We start from the raw sequence: 20558 nt of genomic DNA, 5'->3' as shown, positions 1-20558 counted from the left end.
AAACGCCGGGCCAACCTAGAACGCTCGATCGAAGTACGAAGGGTACGCCGTGAAGCAGTCATTGCTCAAGCGCCGAAGCCTAACTCTGGTGATCTTGCTGACCCCAATGGTCTTGCTTCTTGCAGGCTTTTTGGTGCTTCCAGTCCTAGGATTGCTGCGATCGAGCTTCTTGCCAAGTACCCATCTCCTAGATGGTACGGGTTTCAGCCTTAAGCACTACGTGCATTTCTTCTCAGATACTTACTACTCGTCTGTTCTGGTGGAGACGTTCGTCGACGGACTTATCGTCAGTCTGGTCTGCTTGTTGATCGGCTTTCCCACCGGATATTCGCTCGCCCGTCTAACGTCTGCGGCGCGGAGGTGGCGGATGATTGTTGTGATCCTCCCGTTGACGCTCAGTCTCGTCGTCGTTGTATTTGGCTGGCTGATCATTCTTGGTCGTAATGGTCTCCTCAATTCGCTATTCGTATACCTTGGCATTTTCTCCTCGCCAAAAACGCTCCTCTTTAGTCGACCTGCCGTGCTGATCGTTTTGGTACAGCAGTTCCTCCCATTCATGATCTTGTCGGTCATGAGCGTAGTCACCCAAATACATCCAGTATTGGAGCAGGCAGCTTCGAATCTGCGTGCCAACCGCTTCGTGACTTTTCGAAAGGTCATTCTTCCACTTGCCGTGCCTGGAATTCTCGTTGGCTTTAACATTGTATTCGTTCTCTCGATTTCGGCGTTCATAACGCCTCGTCTAATCGGCGGAGCACGCGTCGCGATGCTCGGAAGCCTGATCTATGAGACCATTATGGCGCAACTGAATTGGCCGTTTGGTGCGGCAATGGCTTTCGTACTTTTCGTGAGCGGACTTGCCTTCACAGTGGCGCTCAATGCGTTGGTTGCTTCGCGTTTCACCGTCAGGGGATGAGTCTATGCGCGCTGATCTAATTGATCGTCTGATGGCCGTGTCCGGCACGCTTATTCGTGCGCTCGTTTACTTGATGCTTGCCTCGCCCGCGATCCTAGTGGTTCTATCATCGTTCACCAGCAGCGACACCATGAACTTCCCTCCCATGGGGTTTTCTCTACGATGGTATAAAGTCGCATTTGCAAACGAATTATTTATGGCCGCGCTCTGGACGAGTACCTACGTGGCTGTGCTGGTTGCCATCGTCGCGCTGTTGGTCGGCTTTGCCGGCGCATTCGCCATGAACCGGTTTTCTTTTCGAGGAAAGGCATTCTTGCAAGGCCTGGCGTTCTCGCCGCTGGTGGTCCCGGCTGTCGTGCTCGGAATCGGATTGTTGCAGCTGTTCGCGTGGCTCGATCTTACACAGACAATGTATCCGTTACTTCTGGGACACCTAGTTCTTACGATACCATACGTCGTGCGTACGATCCTGGCGAGCCTTACTTTGCACGACCAGCAACTCGAACAGGCCGCAATGAACCTCCGAGCTACACCATTCCGAGTCATTCGACGCATTACGCTGCCGCTGATCATGCCCGGCTTACTCTCTGCTTCGATCTTCGCTTTCGTGACATCGTTTGGAAACGTGACCGTTTCCTCATTTCTCACCTACGGCGGCCACGTTACTCTGCCGGTACAAATCTTTGCGTACGTCGATACCAGCTATGACCCACTAGTGGCGGCCGTCTCTAGCCTCATGATCGTCGTAACATTGGTCGTTATCCTAACAATTGAACGTCTGATTGGCGCGGAAAGACTTGCGTAGATAGGAGTGAATATGCTGGCTTTATCGAAAGAGCGTGACAACTTCGTGCCTGAAGCAGATGATCTTGTCGTCGAATTGCGCTCTGTTTCCAAATACTACGGTGAAGTTGCTGCAGTTTCGAACACTTCGATTGGGGTCCGTCGTGGCGAACTACTTTGCCTGCTTGGACCGTCAGGCTGCGGCAAGACAACAACGCTGCGCATGGTGGCGGGATTTGTAGAACCGACGTCAGGTAGCATTACGATAAACGGCGTCGACATGACGCGCCAGCCACCCTATCGGCGAGATACCGGAATGGTATTTCAGAGCTACGCCTTATTCCCGCATATGACGGTCGCGCAAAATATTGAATTTGGCCTCGAAAATCTCAAATGGCCGCGTGACGAGCGCAAAGCGCGGGTTGAGGAAATGCTCAGGCTGGTGGAGCTGCCTCATTTAGCCGACCGTCTTCCGGCGCAACTGTCTGGCGGGCAGCAGCAACGGATCGCGCTTGCGCGTGCTCTTGCGATGCGACCAGCAGTACTGCTTCTTGACGAACCGTTCTCAAATCTCGATGCGCAGCTGCGCCTACGCATGCGAGAAGAGTTGCGGGAAGTAGTGCGGAGCGTCAACGTCACGACCCTGTTTGTGACGCATGATCAGGAAGAAGCGCTGGCTATGTCGGACCGCATCGTTGTTATGAATGCCGGTCAGGTTGAACAGATTGGCACGCCTGGCGAGATTTACGAGTCGCCGGAAACACCTTTCGTTGCCAAGTTTATTGGCTGGTGCTCTCTTCTGAAGGGGACAGTAGGCCCTGATGGCAGTTTTACGTCGGCGGCGGGCCTGCGCCTCGATGGAAATTGGAGTGCTGGTTCTGCGACAGCGGTGATCCGGCCGGAGCACGTCCGGCTATCGACCGATGACGCTAGCGGACCATCTTATCAAGGGCGCGTCTTGCAGGCGCACTACTACGGTGGGGCGACACGAATCGTGCTTGACCTTAACGGAGAGCAGCTGACGATGCAGGAGCGCTTTCCGTTTTGGCGCCATCCGAAAACAGGCGATCTTCTCAGCGTCACAATAAGCACGGACGACCTTCGCGTTATTCCCGCCGAAGAAGATCGTCGCTAGGCAATCATCGCAGGAGGTATACCGGTCAAACATAGCGCGGTCTTTGTCCGCCGCATGCAAGCAAGCGTCCCGTTCAGAGGGCAGATATGCGGTGGGCATCTGAACAACTCGCCTCCGGTTCATCGGCGGACGACGGCACGGCCCCATGTCCGCCGAGACGCCCGCAAATTCTAGCGGTGAAGCGAACGCCGCGTCCGACAATCTCATCTATGGCGGATCAAGTGCCGTTCTCGGCAGGATGATTTCTCCAAGCGAGAACCAACACGGCATGCGCTGCGCGCGCTGGATCGCGTCTGATGTGCTCAGGTAACTTTAAGTCGACAGAATAAAAACCTCACACCTTGCGGAGAGCGTGCAGTATTTCTGCTTTGGGAGCGCCATTTCAGTTTAATTCAACTCCATCAGCCCGATACTATTTGCGCGAGAAATAGAACGCTCCGGCTGACCAAGTCCGAATTACAACGCGGAAGGGGACCAATTTGCGAAGCTCCAGATAGCGTACCGTTATCGCGCATACCTGCATGACGCGCGGCATCAGCCATCAGGCACAATATGCATGGACTTTTGATTTCGCGCATGTGCGGATCGGCTCCCGTATAGTGCGCTGTTCCGTGGCGCTCTGCCCAAGCCTCCAAACACGCCGCGCTATTCACCTGCTGATCCTGCGGAAAGTCCAGGCAGCCTGCGGTCATTTCTCTGAGTTGTTCAAATGCAAAGCAAACTGCCTTCCCAAGCTGAATACGTAATCGTCGGTGGTGGCATCATTGGCCTATCCATCGCGTATCATCTAACTCGACTTGGACATCGCGACGTTTTGCTGCTCGAACGCGACCAGCTCACCTGCGGTACTACGTGGCATGCGGCGGGGCTCGTTACCCAGCTGCGCGCCAGCGAAAATATGGCGAAGCTGGCTCAGTATACCGCAGGCCTATTCCGAGAGCTTGAGCAGGTGACCGGTCAGCACACCGGTTTTCGGCAATGTGGGTCGATTACCGTCGCGGCGACGCCTGCGCGTCTCGAGGAGTTGAAGCGAGGCGCGTCTATGGGGCGCTCCTTTGGTCTCGATGTTGAGATCATCGACGCTGCGGAGGCCAAGCGGCGGGTGCCCTTGCTCGACGTAAGCGACGTACTTGGCGCGGCGTGGATTGCCTCCGATGGAAAGACAAATCCGGTGGACACGGCGCGCGCGTTCGCCACTGGCGCGCGGCAGGGAGGAGCAAAAGTCCTGGAACGCACGCCGGTGACCCGCATTCTGGTTGAGAAGGGGCGAATCGCTGGCGTCGAAACTGCCGAGGGCGTCGTGCGCACCGAAAAGGTGGTCATCTGCGCAGGGATGTGGACCCGGACGCTGGCTGCTGACCTTGATTGGACCGTGCCGCTCCACGCCGCAGAACATTTCTACGTGGTGACCGAGGCCATTTCAGGCTTGCTGCCTGATACTCCCACAGTGCGCGACCTTGATGCATGCTTCTATGCCAAGGAGGATGCAGGAAAATTGCTGGTTGGCTTCTTCGAACCGAAAGGCAAGCCATGGGGCATGGAAGGCATTCCCTCAGAATTCAGTTTTGAGTCTCTTCCTGACGATCTCGATCACATGGAGCCTCACCTCATCAATGCTATGCGACGTATGCCGGCGCTTGCGGATGTAGGACTGCAACTGAACTTCAACGGACCAGAGAGTTTCACGCCCGACAATCGATTTTTGCTGGGGCCTGCGCCCGACATCGCTGGCCTCTATGTTGCTTCTGGCTTCAACTCGTGTGGCATCGAATCTTCCGGCGGTGCGGGCAAAGTGATGGCCGACTGGATGTCGACCGGTATGCCGACGGCTGACTATTGGGAAATGGACGTCCGACGCGCCATGCCCTTCCAGCGCAACCGCCGATATTTGCGCGATCGAACAGGCGAGGCCGTTGGACTTCTTTACGCGCTTCATTGGCCTCACAAGTCACCCATGACAGCTCGTAACGTGCGAGTGTCGCCGCTGCATGATCGACTAGCTGCCGCTGGCGCGAACTTTGGCGAGGCTGCGGGCTGGGAGCGAGCGCAGTGGTTTGGTTATCCCGGGATGCCGGCGAGCGGCCACGCCACATTTGCTCGCGATGATTGGTTCAGGGCAAGCGGGGCGGAACACGAGGCGGCTCGTTCCGGAGTTGCACTCTTCGATCAGACCTCATTCGCACATCTTCTTGTGCAGGGCCGCGACGCACTTGCGTTTCTTCAACGCCTTTCGACTAACAACATTGATGCTCCGGTGGGGCGTGTTGTCTACACGCCGTGGCTCAATGACCGCGGCGGCATGGAGTCAGACGTCACGATCGCACGAACCAGTGAGAATGAATTCTTGGTCGTAACTGCAGCCGTTCAGCGCATTCGAGATCTTGCCTGGTTGCGGACTCATGCCAAAGAAGCAGGCCACGTGTTCGTCACCGACGTGTCGTCGGGCTACACATGCCTGTCGGTGATGGGGCCGCGTTCACGAGAGCTGCTCATGCGCGTCAGCCCAGCAGATTTTTCAGAAGCTGCGTTTCCGTTCGCCACGGCCCGAGAAATCGAAATTGGCTATGGCATGGCGCTCGCATTCCGCATGACTTTCGTGGGCGAACTCGGGTGGGAGCTGCATATTCCCACCGAGCAGGCGTTGGGTGTCTACGATGCACTGATCGTTGCTGGACGCGATCTCAATCTGCAACACGCGGGATACGTGGCACTGAATACGCTGCGCCTCGAGGCGGGTTACCGCGATTGGGGGGCAGACGTAAGTGATGAAGATACGCCGATCGAAGCAGGGCTGGGATTCACAATTGCTTGGGACAAGGGGGAGGATTTCATCGGCCGCGCGACTCTCGAGTCTCAGCGCGGCCAAATCCCGCACCGACGCCTTGTGCAGTTAGCCGCGCCCCGCGCGGTGCCTCTCATGTTTGGAACAGAGCCCGTTTGGCGCAATGGATCTCTCGTTGGTTACCTGCGTTCAGCGGGATTCGGTCACACGCTCGGCTGCGGTATCGGCATGGGATATCTGCATTGCGCGAGTGGGGTGAGTGCCAAATGGCTGTCTGAAGGAGACTTCGAAATAGAGATCGCCAGCCAAAGGCACGCTGCCATCGCATCGCTTCGTCCTTTCTACGATTCAAATCGCACTCGAGTGAAAGGCGAATTGCGAAAGGCCGAAGATTTAATCGCCCCGGAGCTGCTCATGGCACGCTCTAAAAAATGACTTTCAGCTCTGTGTTTTACGAGGGCCGCCGCTGGCGGCGACTGCCATGTCCGACCGTTCCATGATTCTTACCTTGTCTTGCCCTGATCGCCCGGGAATCGTATCGGCAGTCTCGCGGATCCTATTCGAAGCTGGTTGCAACATCATCGATGCTCAGCAGTTCGATGATAACGAGACCGGTCGATTCTTCATGCGCGTTGTCTTCAATCGCCTCGAGCATGCGAACTCGGAAGCGGACATCGCTGCCTCAGTCGAGGAACTCGCTGGCCGTCTTTCCATGACATTCAATCTACGGCAGAGCTCCGTAAAGAAACGTGTGATGCTGCTCGTCTCTAAGGTCGACCATTGTCTGGCGGATTTACTGTACCGCTGGCGAATCGGTGAACTGCAGATGGAACTCACCGCGATCGTTTCCAATCATGACCGCGAGCACCTAGCTTGCACAGATCTAGGCCAGCTGCCCTTCTATCATTTCCCGGTTAGCAAGCAGACCAAAATGGAGCAGGAGGCGCGGATTTGGGGGCTCGTGCAGGAGACCAACACAGAGCTTGTTGTCCTCGCCCGTTACATGCAGATTCTGTCGGACGGCTTTTCGGCCAAGTTGTCGGGTCGCTGCATAAACATCCACCACTCCTTCTTGCCAGGCTTCAAGGGCGCCAAGCCGTATCACCAAGCCTACGAACGAGGAGTCAAGTTGATCGGAGCGACAGCGCACTATGTGACTTCTGATCTCGACGAGGGACCGATCATCGAGCAGGATGTCGAACGGATTTCGCACCGCGATACGCCAGACGATCTCGTCCGGAAGGGCCGCGATATTGAAAGGCGCGTTCTCGCCCGCGCGGTGAGGCATCACCTCGAGGATCGCGTGCTGATGAACGGAAAGAAAACTGTCGTATTCCCAGGCTGACCGGGACGTCTGATGCAAAGCACACTGCCCTCTACTCAGCTGTAGCTGTAGTGCTACGACGAAAAAAGCAGGACTACTCTACTGACCTCGAGAGCGCCCTGATTTCCTATTCGTCAGACTGAAAATCCTTTGGAGCTGCCGCAGACCCTCGCCCCAGTACTTTTGTCATTCCTGCAGACTGGATGAGTGACGAAGCGCCGTATCCCTTGTGAGCACCAAAGGAAAAGTTCCTGATACTCCGTGAAGCGGCGACGGCGAGCGAAAGCGACAACTTCTGGGCGTTTAGACCGAGCTATCACTGCAAAGTGCACAGCGGGCAGAAGCCCACGCGAGATCAATCGTCTGATGGAGTTTCAATGGGCATGGCAAAGCCCGCCTTTACGCGGTCCATGATAACCATCGTTTTGACCGCTTTGATATCCGGGTTCTCGTAGAAGAAATGTCGCGTGAACTGCTCATAATCTTCCATACTCCGCGCAGTTATGTAGAGCACGAAGTCGGCGTCGCCGGTGACATAAAATCCGTTGACGACTTCGGCTGAGGCTTTGATCGCCTTCTTGAACCTGTCGACAATATCTGAACGCTCCCGCTCCAACGTTACTAGCACGAGCATTTGAATCGGGTTTCCTACCGCCTTGGGCGAAACGATGGAGACATCCGCTTCGATGATGCCTTCCGCACGAAGCCTCTTCAGCCGTCGTTGACACGCCGTCGCTGAAATTCCTGCTAGTTCCCCGATCACGTCAGTGGTTAAGCGGTTGTTCTTTTGCACGATTTCGAGGATGCGGGCGTCTATTCGATCGTATTGCATGTCGGCTCGAGCCTCAGGTGAATTTCACCGCAGTATGTCTGCGTGATGCAGGAAACGGTCCAAACGGCAAGAAACTGCGACGCAAAAACCCCCACAAACGCATTATTATGAATGTAAATGCAATTTCAATAGGCTCTGCAGGATGGACAATTTTTGGTTAAAGCAGGCATTCGACCGGTTAGGAACGCCTCAGGTGGAGTGCTTATCGGTACACGTCACGGCCGACGTGACGATCATCGGCGGCGGTTATCTGGGTCTATGGACGGCAATCCGGATCAAAGAGCGGTCGCCCTCATTGAAAGTTGCGGTACTGGAGAGAGACCTGTGCGGGTCGGGCGCCAGCGGTCGCAATGGCGGATTTGTCACCAGCTTCTGGGCTAAGTATCTCTCGTTGCACAAGCTTTGCGGTACAGCTGAAGCAACCCGGATTGCGAAAAGCTCAGCGGACGCAGTATTGGAAATTGGAGCATTCTGCCGGGATAATGGTGTAAATGCAGAGTTCCGAGCCGATGGTTGGCTTTGGACCGCTACTTCCCGTCCACAAATTGGCTGCTGGAACGTCCTGATCGATGAACTGGGCAAACACAACGTGCGGCCCTTCGAGGTGGTCGACAATGCGGATGTGGCGCGGCTAAGCGGCACTAGTCGCAACCTGGCTGGCGTGTTCGAACCAGATGCCGCGACGGTGCAGCCAGCCATCCTTGCCCTCGGCCTTCGAAGGCACGCTCAGAAGCTGGGCGTGACAATCTATGAGCATTCGCCCATGGTGAGATTGGAACGGACCAAAACACCAAAGGTGATCACGCACAAAGGCTCGATTACAAGCAAGAAAGTCATTCTTGCCATGAACGCCTGGGGAGCGAAGTTCTCTTATCTTCGGCGCAAGGTGGCGATCGTTTCCAGTGACATGATCGCGACAACGGCTAACCCAGCAAGCTGAGAGAGATTGGATTCGAGAACGGTATGGCGATATGCGATTCTCGCATGTTCCTGAACTATTATCGGAACGCGCCTGATGGTCGTATCGTTTTCGGCAAATCGCTAGGACACTTCGCATTCGCAGGACAGGTAGCCAACTACTACGAAGGGCCCTCGCATAGGGCTGGCGAAGTCGAGGAAAGCTTCCGCAATCTTTACCCGATGCTTGATGGCATGGATATCGAATCGTCCTGGACTGGCCCGATTGATCGGTCCGTGGATGGACTGCCATTCTTCGGCTACCTCGACAATCACCCCGACATTCTTTTCGGCATTGGCTTTTCTGGGCAGGGAGTCGGGCCGACTGTTCTGGGTGGAAAAATACTTGCATCTCTCGCGCTTGACCAAAAGGACCACTGGTCCAATTGCGGACTGGTTCGTGAGGGCGTAGACAATTTCCCGGTCGAGCCCTTCCGATATGTTGGCTCCGTCCTTGTCCGCGAAGCGTTGCGCCGGAAAGAGGGCCTGGAAGATCGTTCCCGGCGCACTGATCCACTTACTCTTGCGATCGCGAACCTTGCTCCCGTCGGCTATGTGCCATCGAAGCGTGACTGAAATTAAGTATACGAACAGGAACCAATCATGACTCCAGTTATCCTCAAAGCGTCAGCCAATCTTCCTAGCAATGAGCTCGATAGCATCAGCCCGGTTGCCCGGCCGATCGGTGAGCCGGTCTCCATTATGCGCAGTAAAGTCGCCTTCAAGTCTTCGAGCGATTCAACCAGTGCCGGCGTTTGGGAATGCTCGCCTGGAAAATGGCGCCGTCAGGTTGCTGAGGCGGAATTCTCAACGTTTCTATCAGGACGCTGTACGTTCACGCCGGACGGCGGGCCGACGATTGTCCTCGAAGCCGGCGATTCCATTTATTTTCACCCTAATACCAATGGTGAATGGAAAATCATTGAAACGGTTCGGAAGGCCTTTGTCATTCTTCCATAGCACATCAGCCGGCGTGATCGCCTCGCTTGACGAAGAGCTACAATCAAAATCGGGATCGCGCGCCCTTCCCTGAGTCGCTTCCATAAGAGTTGCGGAGCGTCGAATCAAACAGGCGACGGCTAACAGAGTGCATGAAAATTTCCGATTGCGCGCACGCTTTGAGCGCCATAGTAGGCTGCGCTCGGCACATCCGCTTCACCTAAGCCTCGATCTCGCGGCGCGTGCTGTCCATTATTGCTCTCTGCGTCTGGTCGCAACACGCCGTGCGTAAGCTTGAGACCTCTCCTGACCCCTTGGCGTATTCGAGTTACGGCTCCGGTCCACCACTGCACGTGGGCACGGACACCGAATCTCCGTTGGTTAGCTCCCGGGCGGAGCTCACTGTTGAGGCTACGGTTTGTGGCTTGAGGTCGAATACCCATTCGTGGACCAAACCTTGGTCAGCCAGACCGCAGCAGTAAAATGGACGATCGACGGTTTAAGTTGAGTGTAAACACGCGGATTTGCGAGCTGAAATGTCACGCTATTCTTCGGAGGGGGCCTCAATAGGAACGGCAAAACCTGCCTTGACGCGGTCCATAATGACCATCGTTTTGATTCCCTTAATATCTGAGTTCTCATAGAAGAATCGGCGGGTGAACTGTTCATAGTCTTCCATACTACGTGCAGTGATGTACAGAACGAAGTCAGCATCCCCTGTAACGTAAAATCCATTCACGACTTCAGCTGATGATTTGATCGCTTTCTTGAACTTGTCGATGATATCTGAACGCTCGCGCTCGAGGCTCACTAGCACGAGCATCTGAATAGGCCGTCCCACTGCCTTCGGCGAAACGATGGAAACATCAGCCTCGATGATGCCCTCCGAACGGAGCCGCTTCAGTCTTCGTTGACACGCGGTAGCGGAAAGCCCAGCCAACTCACCGATCACCTCAGAAGTTAGGCGGTTATTCTTTTGCACAATCTCAAGGATCCGGGCGTCAATTCGATCGTATTGCATATCCGCTCCAGCCTTCAGGTCTATTTCGTCGCAATATGCCCGCCCGATGCAGGAAATCGCCAAAGCCGCAACAAAGTGCAGCGCAAACATCTACATGATAGCAGTATCCTGAATAGGCGAGCAATTTCAACCAACCGCATGCGCTTTCCAAATCGAACTTCAGACCGGTCATTCCAGACGCCGGCTCTGCTCGGTCGCTGCTAGGTACGTGCAAGATGCCCTGCGGCGCGAAGGAACGGCAGCTGAGGCGGCGCTCGTGAACAACAGCTCGACTTCGAGAACGAGATGAAATCCGCTTTCTCTTCATTCTCCGGATCTGCCTGCCAACGAAACGGCCAACGTCTGTGACGTCAGCGGGACGGTCGCTGCCGGTGTTGGGGTCGCTGCGCGATTGTACATAGCCACGCGAATCTCCGCTTCAGCGTGGAGATCCCCCCAAAGCATCCAACAGGGCCGCTCCGGTACGAACGCCGTTCAGAAAGCAGCAAATCTTGATGTTCTCGTTTGGGGCGTGATTGGCTTCATCGGCGTTGGCATAAGGCACTACAAAGGACGGTGTGCCCAGTATCTTTGTAAAGACATAGTCGGGCAGGGTTGCTCCAAGTGAGGGATAGATCAGAGGTTCTACGCCGTGTGCAATCTGTAACGCGGACTGAATAGCTTTTGAGAACGGTGCGTCGAGGCGGGTTTTTGATGGAGGCGTCGACTCTATGCGTATGAACTCCACGTCCGGAGCATGGTTCTTAACGTGAGCCTCTATTTTCCTAAGAATGTCTTCGGGATCTTGTCGCTCGACAAGTCGAGCGTCGCACTTCGCGAAGGCCTCATGCGGCACGATTGTTTTCGATCCGGGCCCGCCGTACCCACCGTGGAGTCCGTTAATGGTCAATGTCGGACGAAACATAAGCCTGTCCGCGAGCGGCAGATCTGTTGGGTTATCGAGCTTTGCAAGACCGAGAGCCCGCTGAATGTCCTCAGCGGTTAGAGGTAATCGTGCTGCCGCCGTGCGCTCAAGCTCTGTTGGTGCGCCAACATCATCGTAAAAGCCATCAATTGTAATGTTTCCCTCTGTATTTTTCATTGTCGCTAGCAGGTGCACAAGCGTCCAAACCGGGTTCGGCGCAAGGCCCCCGAAATTGCCTGAATGCACATCCGATCTGGCTGCACGAGCCCGCAGTTCGAACGCTACGATTCCGCGGACGCCGTATGTAATGATCGGGCGTCCCGACTCGTGAAGGGGCCCATCTGCCGTGACCACTAAGTCCGCCTTGAGTAGATCCCGATGAGCGTCAACGAACTCGGCAATGTGCGGACTTCCTATCTCCTCTTCACCTTCTAGCAAAATTATTACGTTGCATGGCAAACAGCCATGTACGGCCAGATGTGACTCCAAGGCTAGGATCTGAGCGAAGTGTTGACCCTTGTTGTCGCCCGCACCGCGCGCATATACGCGTTCTTCCCGAATCACCGGTTCAAATGGAGGGCTAATCCAGGCTTCCAGGGGATCTGGAGGTTGGACGTCGTAGTGCCCGTAGAGCAAGACCGTCGGCGCTCCGGGCGCGCGCTCCCACCTTCCCATGACCACAGGATAACCTGCGGTGGGGATTGCGCTCGCTTCGAGCCCCAGTTTGCGCAGCATGCTCACGAGCAGTTCAACGACCTCACCCATTCCAACGTTCTGGGCGCTAATACTGGGATGCCTCAAATAATCAAGCAAACGGCTGACGAACTTGTCGTTGTTCTTCGCAATATGATCAAACACACTGGATAATTCCGGGCCGACCTTCATTGCAGTGCTCGCATTCATCGGCGGCGATGGCTTTCTCAAGGTTGTAAATTCGACCGCAACTATGCTGAAATAGCAGATGCATGATAATGGCAATCGTGCGGTGAAAACCATCTTGCGGTCGCAATTTTGAGCGGAAATTAGGCGCCTTAGGTTGATATGCGCCGTTTTTCTGTGTCGCCGACTAGGATGCCGATCGAGCGTTTCTAGGGGCTGGCATCTCTAATTTAGCAGGCGTCCACTCGAATCGATCCGAAGCGCCCGGTCTCCTTTCGGAGATCAGAGCCCCTAAGTTCCTCCTAGGAGCAAAGGAGCTGCCTCGATCTCGTCGCGCGCGCCTGGTGTTGGCATTTGGCGTTCGCTAGCGAACACTGCGCCGGTCGCCGCCCATAGCGAGTTTGTTGGCGACCATGGCCACTGTTGGCTTTACAATCCAGCTCTGAGGTCGCAGGCCTCTGGTCTTAGATCGCCGGTGCGATCTCATAAGGTCTTCGAGTTTTCGGAACTGATGCGGGATTTCGGCGCCAATGTAGACTGATTTGACAGAAAAGCACCTCCGATCGGCCATATGCTTTCCTCAGATCCGTGCTCGAATCTCGTGAATTGGCCAAGCCGATTCCGGGCGGGTGCTTCATGGATGGACGACACGAAGATATCGGCGAACTGTTGCTTGGCGTTGCCAGATCGCTGGTGACGTGGAAGGCGGCAATGAATTCCAAGGTTCACGGGAGGCAGATCTGACATGGCGCAGAAAAGTGGGGCGCTTGGCGTGTTGCAGTTACAGAATACTCCTCAGACCATGGCGGGATCGCTCAGTAATCCTGCTACCTTCCCATTTCCTACGCTTTATCGCCAAGCTCCAGGCGCATGGACAAAGAATGTCGTTTTCGGTGGCGAGGACGACAAAATGGAAGCCGCGTTCATAAGCGCAGCGAAGGATTTGGTGCGTGAGGGGGCGGTCGCGATCACGAGCAATTGCGGATTCACGATTAAGTACCAGAAGGCTATGACGCGGGCCCTAACAGTGCCTGTCTCGATGTCCTCTTTGCTGCTCCTGCCGTATCTTATCGCCACAATCAAGGGACGAGTCGCCGTATTGACGTTCGATTCAAGACCCCTGAGCACCGATCTGCTAAAACTCGCCGGTGTAGTGTCGCTCGATCGTGTGGTGGTTGCTGGCATTGAGAATTCTGAGACCTGGCGCATCATGTCGGGGCCTGAGAATAACTACACCATTCCACAAGTCGCCAGAGACGTGGGAGCTGCAATCGCGCTTATGCGAAAGCAACACGATGATATCGAGGCCATCCTGTTCGAATGTGCGGGGTTTCCAATAGTGACGCAGCAGGTGCGTGAGCAGACCGGCCTGCCGGTATATGACGCCGTTACCAACGCGAAGCTATTGATGAGTAGATACAACGTCCCAGTCTAAGTCTCAGCCGACCGTTCAACCACGTTCGTAAGCGAAGCCTGAGTTGTCAACGCGGTACAGGGGGAGGGAGGACGAGCGGGTCGTCGCTGTGGCCGATCCCGGCCATCGATTTTGGCGGGTGTAAAGCTCTTGTGATTGGTCTGCCACGAGAGCTGCGCACATGCCGATCTCCTTACGACTCAGAAAGCCATTTGCAGCCACGCGACTTCATGAGGCCAGCGAGGCGCGTTGTGCCTGCCTTATGAAAGTTCCGGTCGGAGGTGAATGCTCCGAATGGAAGTGAACCCGTCTATCACACGTTCGCGTTCAGATAATTGAAGCCGCGAGGAAAGTCAAAAAACACAAACCCTGCCGCCTTTCCGCACTTCGTCTCGAGATGGAGCGGCAATTATGCGTGCTCACGCCTGAATTCGCATGATTCGAGCGCGAGCGTCGGGTTAATCTTAAACTACCACGGTTCCGGGCCCTTGATCGGGTCGCTTTACGCAATTCACCGTGACGCTGAATCGACGGTAGAGATCGAAAAAGTCCGGTCGAAAGGCTCTCTTCGTCCGACGCTGCGTATCTCATATGCATGAAGCGTAGCGCATTCTGTCAGAAACGGGAATCGCCATGACCCGAGCTATCACCACGCTCGACGAACTTCGCTCCGGCCTCACGCCTCTCGAGAACCATTTGATCGACGTTTTCGTTGATGGCCGCGTGAGCCGTCGAGAGCTTTTGCGGCACGGCAGCTTGCTTGGCCTGTCGCTGCCGTTCCTTGGGCGGGTAGCGTTGGCGACTGGGTTCGGTGCAGCGCCAACGGCAGCCCGCGCCGTCGCTCAGCCAGGTGCCACCATTCGGGTCGCATGCTATCCCCCGTCGACGGCCGTCGACCCTGTGAAGGGGTCCAACGCCCCCTTGTACCTGATGATTCAGCAGGTCGGTGAGTATCTCTGCATCGATGGACCGGACCTACTGCCAAAGCCCTGTCTCGCGAAAAGCTGGAAGCCCAACGAGGATGGCACCATCTGGACTTTCGCGCTGCGCAAAGGCGTGAAATTCCATTCGGGCGGCGAGATGAAGGCCGACGACGTCGTTGCGACCTTCGACCGCCTGACCGATCCGAAAAACTCCTCAGGTGCGCTCTCGGCGTTTAAGGGAATCCTCCAGAAGGGCGGTGCGAGGAAGGTGGACGACTACACTGTGGAGTTTCATCTCGACAGTCCGAACGGCAACTTCCCCTACTTGGTCTCGTCTGACACCCCCAATGCCATTATTCTGCCCGCGAGCTACTCCGGCAATTTTGAGGAGACGTGGGACGGTACTGGTCCGTTCAAGATCGACAAGTACACCCGGAACGTCGGGGCGAGTTTTGTGCGCAATGACAATTACTGGGGCGCGCAGGCGCTGCCCGCGCGGACAGAATTCACGTTCTTTGCTGATATCCAGCCGCAAATCGTTGCTCTTAAGGCCGGGCAGGTCGATATCATTAATACGGTTTCCGCCCTTGCCGGTGTAGCGCTGCTGGACGATCCGACTGTGGATGTCATGAGTCTACATTCCGTTGCGCATCAGCCGGTCAATATGCGGTGCGACAGCGAATTCTTCAAAGATCCGCGTGTCCGTCAGGCCGTTGCGCTATGCTTGGATCGCGAAAAACTTACGAAAGGCCTGTTGAGGGGGCGCGGCGTGATCGGCAACGACAGCCCCTTCGCCTCCATCTATCCCTCGATGGACCCGACGGTGCCGCAACGCAATCAGGACATCAGCAAGGCAAAAGAGCTGATGAAGGCGGCGGGGATGGAGAAGGGGTTCCAGGTCACACTCACCACGATGCAATATCTTGAAATCCCGGCCTACGCACAGCTCATTCAGAGTTGGGTCAAGGCGATCGGCATCGACCTGAAGCTCGAAATCATGGATCGGGCCTCTTTTTACGGAAGTCTTGTCCTCGGCAAATCGCCATACTTGGACTCGGCAATGAGTATCTCCGACTTCGGGCACCGCGGCGTGCCGAACGTCTATCTCACATCATCGCTGATGAGCAGTGGCCCTTGGAATCCGGCGCACTTCAAGAACACGGAGTTCGACACGCTCGCCAACAGCTATATCGCCGCACTTGACCTCGATGCGCAGCGGGCTGCAGCAGGCAAAATCCAGCGGCTACTGCTGCAAGAAACACCGGTGCTCTACGGTTATTTCTACGACAAACTGACTGTGGTGAAGCGCGGCATCGCCGGGGTCCAGCCGACCGGCATGATGCAGCTCTTCCTTCAGAATGCGGGAAAGGCATAACCTCGCTTGGCTCGCTTGAACAAAGGAATCCGTGGCGACCAATTGTTCTACCGACTTCACCCAAGAACCTCATGAAACGCTTCCTTGCTCGACGACTCGCGTTTTCATTGATGACACTCTTCCTGCTGAGCCTGCTCGTCTTCTTTGCCGGGCAGGTTCTGCCCGGCGACGTTGGCCGAACTATTCTAGGCCCCTTCGCCGACCACGATGCGGTAAATGAGGTGAACCATCAGCTCGGCGTGGATCGACCGCTCCTCGTGCAATATGGCACGTGGATCTGGCATTTCATTCAAGGCGACATGGGCGAGTCGTACATCTATCGGGTCCACGTAGCCCCCTTGGTATTACAGGCGCTTTGTCATTCGCTGAAGCTTTCGGCGCTGGCCTTTGTGCTCGTCGTGCCGCTCAGCATTCTCGGCGGGTTGCTGGCCGCGCTGAACGTGAACCGGCCAATTGATCGCATCATCAGTATCGCCGGTGTGTCAATGACAGCGCTGCCCGAATTCGTGACCGGCATCGTGCTGATCCTACTCTTCGGCGTCTGGCTGCGCTGGCTGCCAATCTCCGCCGCCTGGCCGGATGGCGCGGGGCTCTTGGTCCAAGTCTACTATCTGATCTTGCCCGCGATGCCGCTCGTCCTTGTTCTGTTTGGATACATTGCCCGAATGGCACGTGCAGGAATGATCGAGGCGCTCGATTCTGATTACACCCGCACCGCCGTCCTGAAGGGCCTTCCCTGGCGAGAAGTCATCTGGCGGCACGTCCTCAGGAACGCGCTACTGCCGACAATCACTGTCATCGCCAGTCAGACAGGCTACCTCATTGGCGGACTTGTCGTGGTGGAGACATTGTTCCGATACCAGGGAATCGGGTCGTTGATCTTCAACGCGGCCAAAAGCAAGGATTTCCCGATGCTTGAGGCGTGCGTACTGACTATTGGTCTCATCTATGCCGTAGCGACTTTGGTCGCCGATCTCCTCTACTCTCTTCTCAACCCGCGCATTCGGATTAGGAATGCCAATGACTAACCTTGCCCCCGCTGTACAATGGAGCAGGCGCCAAGAGATTTTCTTCGCGCTGTTCCGCTCCAGCTCTTTTCTGGTTGGCATGACCATCGTGCTTTTCTGGGTGATCTGCGCCCTTTTCGGGCGGAGCTTCGTACCCTACGACCCGTTAGCCGAGGACATCCTGAATGCGCTCGGGCCCCCCTCGCTAGACCACTGGTTCGGCACCGATCAGCTCGGCCGCGATATCTTTTCCCGCGTCATTGTTGGCTCGCGCGACATCCTCACCGTCGCGCCTCTCGCCACGATCCTGGCCACCGTTTTTGGAACCGTGCTTGGGCTTCTCGCCGGCTATTTCCGAGGCATCGTCGATGACCTCGTCTCGCGATTAATCGAGGCGAAGATGGCAATCCCGTCGGTCGTTGTCGCGCTACTCGCGATCGTCGCGCTCGGGACCTCCAATATGACAGTCATCATCGTCATCGGGCTGTCCTTCGGTACTCTCATCGCCCGCACCGTTCGCTCGGCCGTGCTATCGGAACGGGAGCTCGACTACGTCGCTGCGGCCGCTCTCCGCCGAGAGAATGCGGCACACATTATGTTCTTCGAAATTCTACCCAATATAATCCCGCCCATTCTCGTGGAATCAACAGTGCGCCTCGGTTATGCGATCTTCGCCGTCGCCACGTTGAGCTTCATCGGATTTGGCCTGCAGCCACCCTCGCCGGATTGGGGATTGTCGATCTCGACCAACTACGGGATGACCAGCGGGGGATATTGGTGGACGGTGCTTTTCGACGCGCTGGCCATTGCTAGCCTCGTAGTTGGGGTAAATTTACTAGCCGACGGGCTGCATGGAGCCCTCGATGGTTGAGCCTGCGTTTCGCCTGGACCGACTGTCGGTTGCCTACCGCGCTGGCGGGCAAAGCCGTGCGGTGTTGCGCGATGTAAGTTTTGAGATTGCTTGCGGCGAGGCATACGGGCTGGTCGGGGAGTCGGGCTGCGGCAAATCTACTGTGGCATTCACAGCGGTGCGCTATCTGCCCCGGAATGGCAGAATTACCGGCGGGTCGGTTATACTCGACGGCGCGGACGTGATGCGGCTCGGGCCCGACGCGCTCAGGGAATTGCGGGCAAAAAAAATCTCGATGGTTTATCAGGACCCTGGCAAAGCGCTGAATCCTTCCCTGAAGGTGGGGCGGCAGTTGGTCGAGGTATTCGAGGTGGCCGGCGTCCCGACGGCACAACGCCAAGCTCGCGCACTGGACATGCTGAAAAAGGTGCGTATCGCTGATCCCAGTTCGGTCATGCAACGTTATCCGCATCAGCTCTCAGGCGGAATGTTGCAGCGTGTATTGATCGCGATGGCGCTTGCGAACGGTCCCGCAATGCTCATTCTTGACGAGCCCACGACCGGCCTGGACGCTACCGTGGAGGCCGAGGTCCTCGACCTCATCACCGATCTTCGGCGCGAGCTTGGTACCTCGATCCTGTTCATCAGCCACAACCTCGCGGTGGTGGCGAAGACGTGCGACCGCATCGGTGTCCTTTATGCGGGGATGCTGGTTGAGGAAGGGCCGACGCAAGAGATCCTGAGATCACCGCGCCATCCGTACACTCGGGCGCTTCTGCGGTGCCTGCCGCGAGGAGGGCAGCGGAAGGACCATGGACGGCTCGACACGATTCCTGGCTTTCTACCCTCGCCCGGCGCGCTCCTGCCGGGATGCCCCTTCGCCGAGCGCTGTTTGCTCGCCGACGATCGCTGCAGAACGGAAGTTCCTGAGCTGCGGGATTCTAACGGTCGGCTCGTGCGCTGCCACTACTCGGATCGGACCGCTGATCATCCCCCTGCCACACCGGCCGATGTGGCGGTACCAAAGCCCTCATTGGCGGCAGCGCCGGTCCTGCGGATTGCCAATCTCTCGAAGACTTATGGCCAAAGCACCCATACAGTCCGTGCGGTTGTCGATGTTTCCCTAAGCCTCCTGCACGGAGAAACACTTGGTCTGGTCGGCGAGTCCGGCTCAGGCAAAACCACCCTGGCCCGGATGCTTTTGGGCCTTGTGCGTCCCGATTCCGGCGGAACCATCGAGCTGGACGGCAAGCCACTCGCTGCCAGTCTTGACCGCAGAACGGATCAAGAGGTGAAGGCGGTACAGATCATCTTCCAAAATCCAGACGCGGCGCTGAATCGCTCCCACTCTGCCGGCCGCATCATTGGTCGTGCATTGCGCAAGCTCGGGGGCTTTCGTGGCACCGAGCTTGCGGACCGCCTCGATGCTCTCGTAGCGGCGGTCCGGCTGACTACCCGACATCTAACTCTCCGGCCGCGGCAGCTCTCAGGCGGGCTCAAACAGCGGGTGGCAATAGCCAGAAGCTTTGCCGGCGATCCTCGCGTTGTGGTCTGCGACGAACCCACCTCGGCGCTTGACGTCTCAGTTCAGGCGGCGATCTTGAATCTTCTCGCCGAGCTTCAGACTGTCTGTTCCGTCAGCTATGTCTTCATCTCCCACGATCTCGGCGTCGTGCGTTATCTTTCCGACAGAATTGCCGTGCTCTATCTCGGACGCATCATGGAGCTGGGACCATCAGAGCGGGTTTTCGAAGGTCCAAGCCATCCGTACACGGAGGCTCTTCTTTCAGCTGCCCCCGACCTTAATGGGACCGTCAAATCGCGCATCCGCTTGACGGGCGAAATCCCCTCCGCGGCGAATCCGCCGTCGGGCTGCGTCTTTCACAGCCGATGTCCTCGTAAGGTTGGAGCGATCTGTGAGATCACGGAGCCGCCGCTTGTTGAAGCGGAGCCCGGTCACGTGATCCGCTGCCACATCCGCGCCGCAGACCTCGAGCGACTCCAACGGCAAACAAAGGTCGCGCAAGGTCGCGAGCAAGGCTTCTCTAATTCGGCTCAGGTCATTCGATCCGGCGCTTGGCCCGACAGTGATCCGAACCAGCTGGCCCTGTGAGGGATCACTAAGACGAGATCGAACGAGTATGTTTGGTCAAAAGACCGGCCATTTGGCCGCTATCGCAAGATAGTGCGGCGCTTCTGGAGCCGACGCGCTTAGCTCGGGCCCGCTTCGACGAAGTCACAGTTATGATGTCGCCAGTTGAATCCGCGCGCAGATGGTGGGCGACATGCTCTTATTTATGCCCAATCCGCCTTGCGATCTCGCCCACTTATTCCCGGATAGTGCATTTGACCGCCCTCGGTCGGATAGAAGCCTCTCCAATGGAGGTGTGTTGAGCGCCTCGAAAGATGACTGCTGCAAAGGAGTCGACGGTCAAGGGCTCTCCACGGCAACGGCGAATAGAACCACCATAAAATGGATACCAGCGTAACGATGCTTAGGGTCTGTACCTAAATAGC

The 20558-nt window shown here is 56.5% G+C and carries 16 protein-coding genes; 13 read left to right on the top strand and 3 right to left on the bottom strand.

What is annotated here, in order from left to right; all coding sequences use genetic code 11:
- Nucleotides 1–49: 49 nt before the first annotated feature.
- From FXB38_RS38830 to purU, 5 genes are all read left to right on the top strand, one after another.
- Nucleotides 50–916 carry an ABC transporter permease gene (locus FXB38_RS38830; RefSeq protein WP_007606014.1) on the top strand — a complete coding sequence of 289 codons (867 nt, stop codon included), beginning with the start codon at nucleotides 50–52 and terminating at the stop codon, nucleotides 914–916.
- Nucleotides 917–920: 4 nt separating this feature from the next.
- Nucleotides 921–1721, top strand: coding sequence for an ABC transporter permease (locus FXB38_RS38825; RefSeq protein WP_007606015.1), 801 nt, complete (start codon nucleotides 921–923; stop codon nucleotides 1719–1721).
- Nucleotides 1722–1733: 12 nt separating this feature from the next.
- Entirely contained in the window at nucleotides 1734–2834 is a 1101-nt protein-coding gene (locus tag FXB38_RS38820) for an ABC transporter ATP-binding protein (RefSeq protein WP_148756189.1), read from the top strand.
- A 709-nt stretch (nucleotides 2835–3543) separates the two neighbouring features.
- Nucleotides 3544–6051, top strand: coding sequence for a GcvT family protein (locus FXB38_RS38815; protein WP_148756188.1), 2508 nt, complete (start codon nucleotides 3544–3546; stop codon nucleotides 6049–6051).
- A 46-nt stretch (nucleotides 6052–6097) separates the two neighbouring features.
- Nucleotides 6098–6961 carry a formyltetrahydrofolate deformylase gene (gene purU, locus FXB38_RS38810; RefSeq protein ID WP_148756187.1) on the top strand — a complete coding sequence of 288 codons (864 nt, stop codon included), beginning with the start codon at nucleotides 6098–6100 and terminating at the stop codon, nucleotides 6959–6961.
- 334 nt (nucleotides 6962–7295) lie between these two features.
- Here the strand turns inward: purU and FXB38_RS38805 are convergent, their stop codons facing one another.
- Entirely contained in the window at nucleotides 7296–7772 is a 477-nt protein-coding gene (locus tag FXB38_RS38805) for an Lrp/AsnC family transcriptional regulator (protein WP_148756186.1), read from the bottom strand.
- 142 nt (nucleotides 7773–7914) lie between these two features.
- On the opposite strand from FXB38_RS38805, the gene FXB38_RS44745 reads away from it, so the two are divergent.
- The 3 genes from FXB38_RS44745 to FXB38_RS38790 are packed head-to-tail and all read left to right on the top strand — an operon-like array spanning nucleotide 7915 to nucleotide 9689.
- Nucleotides 7915–8712, top strand: a complete 798-nt coding sequence (locus tag FXB38_RS44745) for an FAD-dependent oxidoreductase (RefSeq protein WP_148756185.1) — start codon at nucleotides 7915–7917, stop codon at nucleotides 8710–8712.
- 44 nt (nucleotides 8713–8756) lie between these two features.
- A complete protein-coding gene (locus tag FXB38_RS44740) occupies nucleotides 8757–9305 on the top strand; it encodes an NAD(P)/FAD-dependent oxidoreductase (protein ID WP_187435452.1) in 549 nt (182 codons plus the stop codon).
- Between the two features lie 27 nt (nucleotides 9306–9332).
- Nucleotides 9333–9689, top strand: a complete 357-nt coding sequence (locus FXB38_RS38790; protein WP_148756183.1) for a cupin domain-containing protein — start codon at nucleotides 9333–9335, stop codon at nucleotides 9687–9689.
- A 523-nt stretch (nucleotides 9690–10212) separates the two neighbouring features.
- On the opposite strand, the gene FXB38_RS38785 is transcribed toward FXB38_RS38790, so the two are convergent.
- Both FXB38_RS38785 and FXB38_RS38780 read right to left on the bottom strand, forming a co-directional pair.
- Nucleotides 10213–10689: an Lrp/AsnC family transcriptional regulator gene (locus FXB38_RS38785; RefSeq protein WP_148756221.1), complete on the bottom strand. Its 477-nt coding sequence runs from the start codon at nucleotides 10687–10689 to the stop codon at nucleotides 10213–10215.
- Between the two features lie 418 nt (nucleotides 10690–11107).
- Nucleotides 11108–12496, bottom strand: coding sequence for a M20/M25/M40 family metallo-hydrolase (locus FXB38_RS38780; RefSeq protein ID WP_148756220.1), 1389 nt, complete (start codon nucleotides 12494–12496; stop codon nucleotides 11108–11110).
- A gap of 721 nt (nucleotides 12497–13217) precedes the next feature.
- Between FXB38_RS38780 and FXB38_RS38775 the strand changes: the two genes are divergently transcribed.
- The 5 genes from FXB38_RS38775 to FXB38_RS38755 all read left to right on the top strand — a co-directional run bounded on the left by FXB38_RS38775 (nucleotide 13218) and on the right by FXB38_RS38755 (nucleotide 20154).
- The gene (locus FXB38_RS38775) at nucleotides 13218–13907 is read left to right on the top strand and encodes an aspartate/glutamate racemase family protein (RefSeq protein WP_148756182.1); all 690 of its coding nucleotides are present in this window, start codon (nucleotides 13218–13220) and stop codon (nucleotides 13905–13907) included.
- Nucleotides 13908–14519: 612 nt separating this feature from the next.
- Nucleotides 14520–16184 carry an ABC transporter substrate-binding protein gene (locus tag FXB38_RS38770; RefSeq protein WP_148756181.1) on the top strand — a complete coding sequence of 555 codons (1665 nt, stop codon included), beginning with the start codon at nucleotides 14520–14522 and terminating at the stop codon, nucleotides 16182–16184.
- Between the two features lie 71 nt (nucleotides 16185–16255).
- Complete coding sequence (locus FXB38_RS38765; protein ID WP_148756180.1) at nucleotides 16256–17212, top strand: ABC transporter permease; 957 nt, start codon at nucleotides 16256–16258, stop codon at nucleotides 17210–17212.
- Nucleotides 17205–18062: an ABC transporter permease gene (locus FXB38_RS38760; RefSeq protein ID WP_148756179.1), complete on the top strand. Its 858-nt coding sequence runs from the start codon at nucleotides 17205–17207 to the stop codon at nucleotides 18060–18062. Before FXB38_RS38765 ends, FXB38_RS38760 begins: the two co-directional genes overlap by 8 nt.
- A complete protein-coding gene (locus FXB38_RS38755) occupies nucleotides 18055–20154 on the top strand; it encodes a dipeptide ABC transporter ATP-binding protein (RefSeq protein WP_246230473.1) in 2100 nt (699 codons plus the stop codon). Before FXB38_RS38760 ends, FXB38_RS38755 begins: the two co-directional genes overlap by 8 nt.
- The last annotated feature ends 404 nt before the right edge of the window (nucleotides 20155–20558 follow it).

The organism is Bradyrhizobium cytisi (assembly GCF_008123515.1).
Lineage (GTDB): Bacteria > Pseudomonadota > Alphaproteobacteria > Rhizobiales > Xanthobacteraceae > Bradyrhizobium > Bradyrhizobium cytisi.
Note: the sequence above shows the minus strand (reverse complement) of the source record. Positions and strands in the feature narration are given on the sequence as shown.